Origin of the sequence: Haloquadratum walsbyi J07HQW2 (genome assembly GCF_000415985.1) — an archaeon.
In the GTDB taxonomy this organism is placed as follows: Archaea; Halobacteriota; Halobacteria; order Halobacteriales; family Haloferacaceae; genus Haloquadratum; species Haloquadratum walsbyi_B.
This window is the reverse complement of the sequence record NZ_KE356561.1, coordinates 552,046-555,710: the sequence shown is the minus strand read 5'-3', so window position 1 is coordinate 555,710 and position 3,665 is coordinate 552,046. Positions and strand designations below refer to the sequence as shown.

The window sequence follows — 3,665 nt, the reverse complement described above, 5'->3', positions numbered from 1 at the left end:
AATTTAGCGAGGAAGGTTTTTTCGGCGGATTTAGCAGAAATCTACCGCTGTTGGTGGGAGGTTGAGTTGCTGTTCCGGGAGTTGGAGACGCAGTACGAACTGGACAAGTTGACACAAGTGACGAACACATGGTGAGGATATTATTGTACGCAGCGCTGCTGTCACTGCTTGGAAGCCGTGATTTGTTGAATCTAGTCACCGAGGCGGATGATGACATGATTGTGATGGCGTTTTCTCGCTTAGACCCTACTTCTCACCGGACTCATAGTGCTCACCGGCGGCTTCAGGGAGTCGCGTCCGACCAACAAGGGCGAGAATAATAATCACCATTACGAATGGGATGATTCGGATGAGTTGTTGTGGCAGACCGATCCCCTGGAGTTGGAACACCGTCTGAATCGCGTCAAGTCCCGCAAACAGCATCGTTGTCAAAAACGCCCCAATCGGATTATAGTTACCAAATAGGTACGCCACGATGGCAATAAACCCCTTGCCGTTGACCATCGTCGGTCCATTACCGGTAAACTGTCCAAGGTCGAGCGACAGCGCCGACCCGCCCATCCCCGTGAGGACGCCCGAGATTAGCACCCCAGCATATCGGACTCGGTTGACGCTCACCCCAGCAGTATCAAGCGCCTTCGGGTTTTCACCGCTCGCCCGGATCCACCGACCGAACGCGGTCCGCTCAAAGACGTACCACGAGGCAACCACCGCGATGAGGAGCAGATACACCGATGGCGACGCCGAGAACAGCGCACCAAAAAAAGGAATCTCCGCCAGCATCGGCACACTGATAGATCCGGTTGTCCCCACCGTTGGGGTGTTAGGACTGTTGTAAATAACCTGTGATGCGAAGGGCGCGAGTCCCAGCGCAATCAACCACACCGCCAGTCCTGCGATGATCTGGTCGGCGCGGAACTTGATTGTGACAACCGCGAAGAGCAGTGCGAGCAGCACACTCGCGATCACACCGCCTCCGAACCCAACCCAGATTTCGCCAGTGATATCGGTAACGTAGATTGCGGTGAATGCTGAGATGATGAGCAGCCCTTCCAGTCCGATGTTGATTATACCCGCTTTCTCTGAGAATATCCCCCCGAGCGCGGCAAACGCGATTGGGACCGACAGTCGGAGTGCTGCAGCAAACGTGTCCTTATTGGTAATAATATCAGCGAGGATCCCCAGTATTGTGCCCGGGAACGCTGTGCCACCGAGAAGTAGCGCCGCGATTAATCCGACCGCTGCCCACGCGGTCAGCCCGCGGGATGACTGCGACGCCAGTAGTCCCTCGTCGCGAACCGCTTCCTGATTGGGCTTCGGGTCTCCACTAGTGTCCACTTCAGTGGTCTTTGACGAGGAGTCACTCATCAGTTGCCTCCACATTCCCATCATGGGTTGCGACCGGTTTCGATCCAGGGTCGACAACCCGCTGACCCACCATTCGGAAGAACTCCGGCATCGCTACGAACAGAATAATAAGCCCGCGGAGAACGCCGACGAGTTGTGGTGGCACATCCGTCGCGAACTGGACAACTGTGGTGCCGCTCTTAAGAATGCCGAACAGAAGCGCTGTAAAGGCAATTCCTGCAGGGTTGTTACCTGCGAGGATCGAAACAGTAATTCCGTCAAAGCCGTACGCGGGCAGCCCTGACTGGAATGTCCCTAGTACCATCATCACGTACATCGAACCAGCAATGCCACCGAACGCCCCTGAGAGTGTGAGACTCGCGACGATAGTCCGCTTGGCGTCGACACCGCTGTACTCCGCCGCGACGGGTTGGAGCCCGCTAGTCCGGATATCGTAACCGAACGCTGTGTACTCAAGCAGATAATAGAGTCCGCCGATCGCCAGCAGCCCACATGCCAGCGCGACGAGCGAGAAGTCCTGGCGACCGCCGAATAGAACCGTGGGAAACTGGGCGTGCTCGGGCAATGGCACAGTCCGGTTCGCTGGACTTTCGGGATCTTTGAACGCGCCACTAACGAGATACAGCGTCACCCCGGTGGCGATGAAATTGAGCATGATTGTCGTGATTACCTCGTTTGCGTCGGCATAAGCCTTCAGAACCCCCGGAATCAATCCATAAAGCCCGCCGAAGACTACGCCAACCGCGATTCCGAACGGGATCAAGAGAACAGATCCGATGACGCCCGAGACCACATCCGATGCCTGGAGCACAAGAACCGCGGTCGCGAGCCCGCCGATCACCATCTGACCCTGCGTGCCGATATTAAAAATGCCCGCTTGAAACGCCAAAGCGACCGAGAGTCCAGTGAAGATTAGGAGCGTAGTCTCTCGAAGTGTCACCGAAAACTGTCCCTCCGGAGACCACGCGCCGCTGAATGGATCGCCGAGCGCGCCGAGGAACAGCCGGTCGAACACTAAGACTGGATCGTAGCAGAACCCAGTCCCAAAGTAATAGACTGCATTACCAACGGTGCACGTCGTCATTCGACCGGCAATCAACACTAGGAGCGCGCCAAGCAGGATCGAGAGCAGCAGCGCCGCCGAGCTAATCAGGATTCGTTCGGTCGCCGACGCCGCCACCAACCGCTTAAGGACTCGATAGGCGTGGTCGACCGCGCTCACGCCCGCTCACCGTCCGTGGTGACGTCAGTTGGGTCTTCAGTCAGGTCTGGTTCGCTCTCGCGCTTGTCACCACCGGCGTTGTCCGGTTGCTGCCCAGCCATCAGTAACCCAAGTTCGGATTCCGTCGTCGTCGTAGGATCGACCAGATCGATGAACTCACCCTCGTACATCACCGCCAGCCGGTCGGAGAGCTCTTGAACCTCCCTGAGTTTCGAAGAGACCAGGAGGATCGCAACCCCTGCCTCTCGGAGCTCTAGCAACCGCTCGTGGATGAACTCGACTGATCCTACATCGACACCCCGGGTCGGGTTCGACGCAACCACGAACTCGGGGTCGCGTTCGAACTCTCGACCTACGATAAACTTCTGCTGGTTCCCGCCTGACAGTGACGCTGCGGAGGTGTCGGCACTGGGCGTCCGCACGTCATACTCGTTAATGATGGTCTTGGCATGCTCTCTGGTCTCGTCCCAATTGACCCGACCGCTCGATCTAAACTCCGATGAGTGTTGGCTGCCCAACAGTGCGTTGCCTACTAGGTCGAAATCCATCACCACCCCGCGGTCCTGTCTGTCTTCTGGGATATACGCCATTCCAGCCTCGATCCGCTGGCGTCGGGAGCTATCTGTTACGTTGTCACCGAGCAACCGGACCGTACCGGCTTCAGGGGCTCGCAAGCCTGTGATAGCCTCGATGAGTTCCGATTGACCATTGCCGTCGACACCAGCAATCCCGAGAATTTCGCCTGCACAGACCTCGAAATCGACAGTATCAACGGTCTGAATCCCACGGTCGTCATCGACAACTAGGTCGGAAACCGACGCCACCACGCCTCCCGTTTTGATCGACGGGCGGTCGATATCGAGCAGCACCTCTCGACCGACCATTAACTCTGCGAGCCCTTTGCGGGTAGTGGCACCGGCGTCGACAGTGCCGACCCTCTGACCGTCCCGCAGGACAGTGATCTCGTCTGCAGCCCGCATGGCCTCGTCCAATTTATGAGTAATGAAGATGATCGTCTTTTCCTGAGCAGTTAACTCTTCGAGTACGCCGAATAACTCCTCGATCTCTTGGGGAG

Annotated in this window: 3 protein-coding genes and 1 pseudogene; 1 reads left to right on the top strand and 3 read right to left on the bottom strand. The window is 57.1% G+C overall.

From position 1 onward, the window contains the following. Nucleotides 1-269: pseudogene (locus J07HQW2_RS17385) on the top strand (transposase); the annotation flags it as partial. On the opposite strand, the gene J07HQW2_RS02615 reads toward J07HQW2_RS17385, so the two are convergent. The 3 genes from J07HQW2_RS02615 to J07HQW2_RS17380 all read right to left on the bottom strand — a co-directional run. After that, complete coding sequence (locus J07HQW2_RS02615) at nt 247-1,368, bottom strand: ABC transporter permease (protein WP_021053731.1); 1,122 nt, start codon at nt 1,366-1,368, stop codon at nt 247-249. The pseudogene J07HQW2_RS17385 and the gene J07HQW2_RS02615 overlap by 23 nt on opposite strands. Further along, nucleotides 1,361-2,590 carry an ABC transporter permease gene (locus J07HQW2_RS02610; RefSeq protein WP_021053730.1) on the bottom strand — a complete coding sequence of 410 codons (1,230 nt, stop codon included), beginning with the start codon at nt 2,588-2,590 and terminating at the stop codon, nt 1,361-1,363. Before J07HQW2_RS02610 ends, J07HQW2_RS02615 begins: the two co-directional genes overlap by 8 nt. Further along, nucleotides 2,587-3,665: ABC transporter ATP-binding protein (locus J07HQW2_RS17380; RefSeq protein WP_048075769.1), on the bottom strand; the 1,079-nt coding region annotated here is incomplete at its 5' end. The genes J07HQW2_RS17380 and J07HQW2_RS02610, both read right to left, overlap by 4 nt.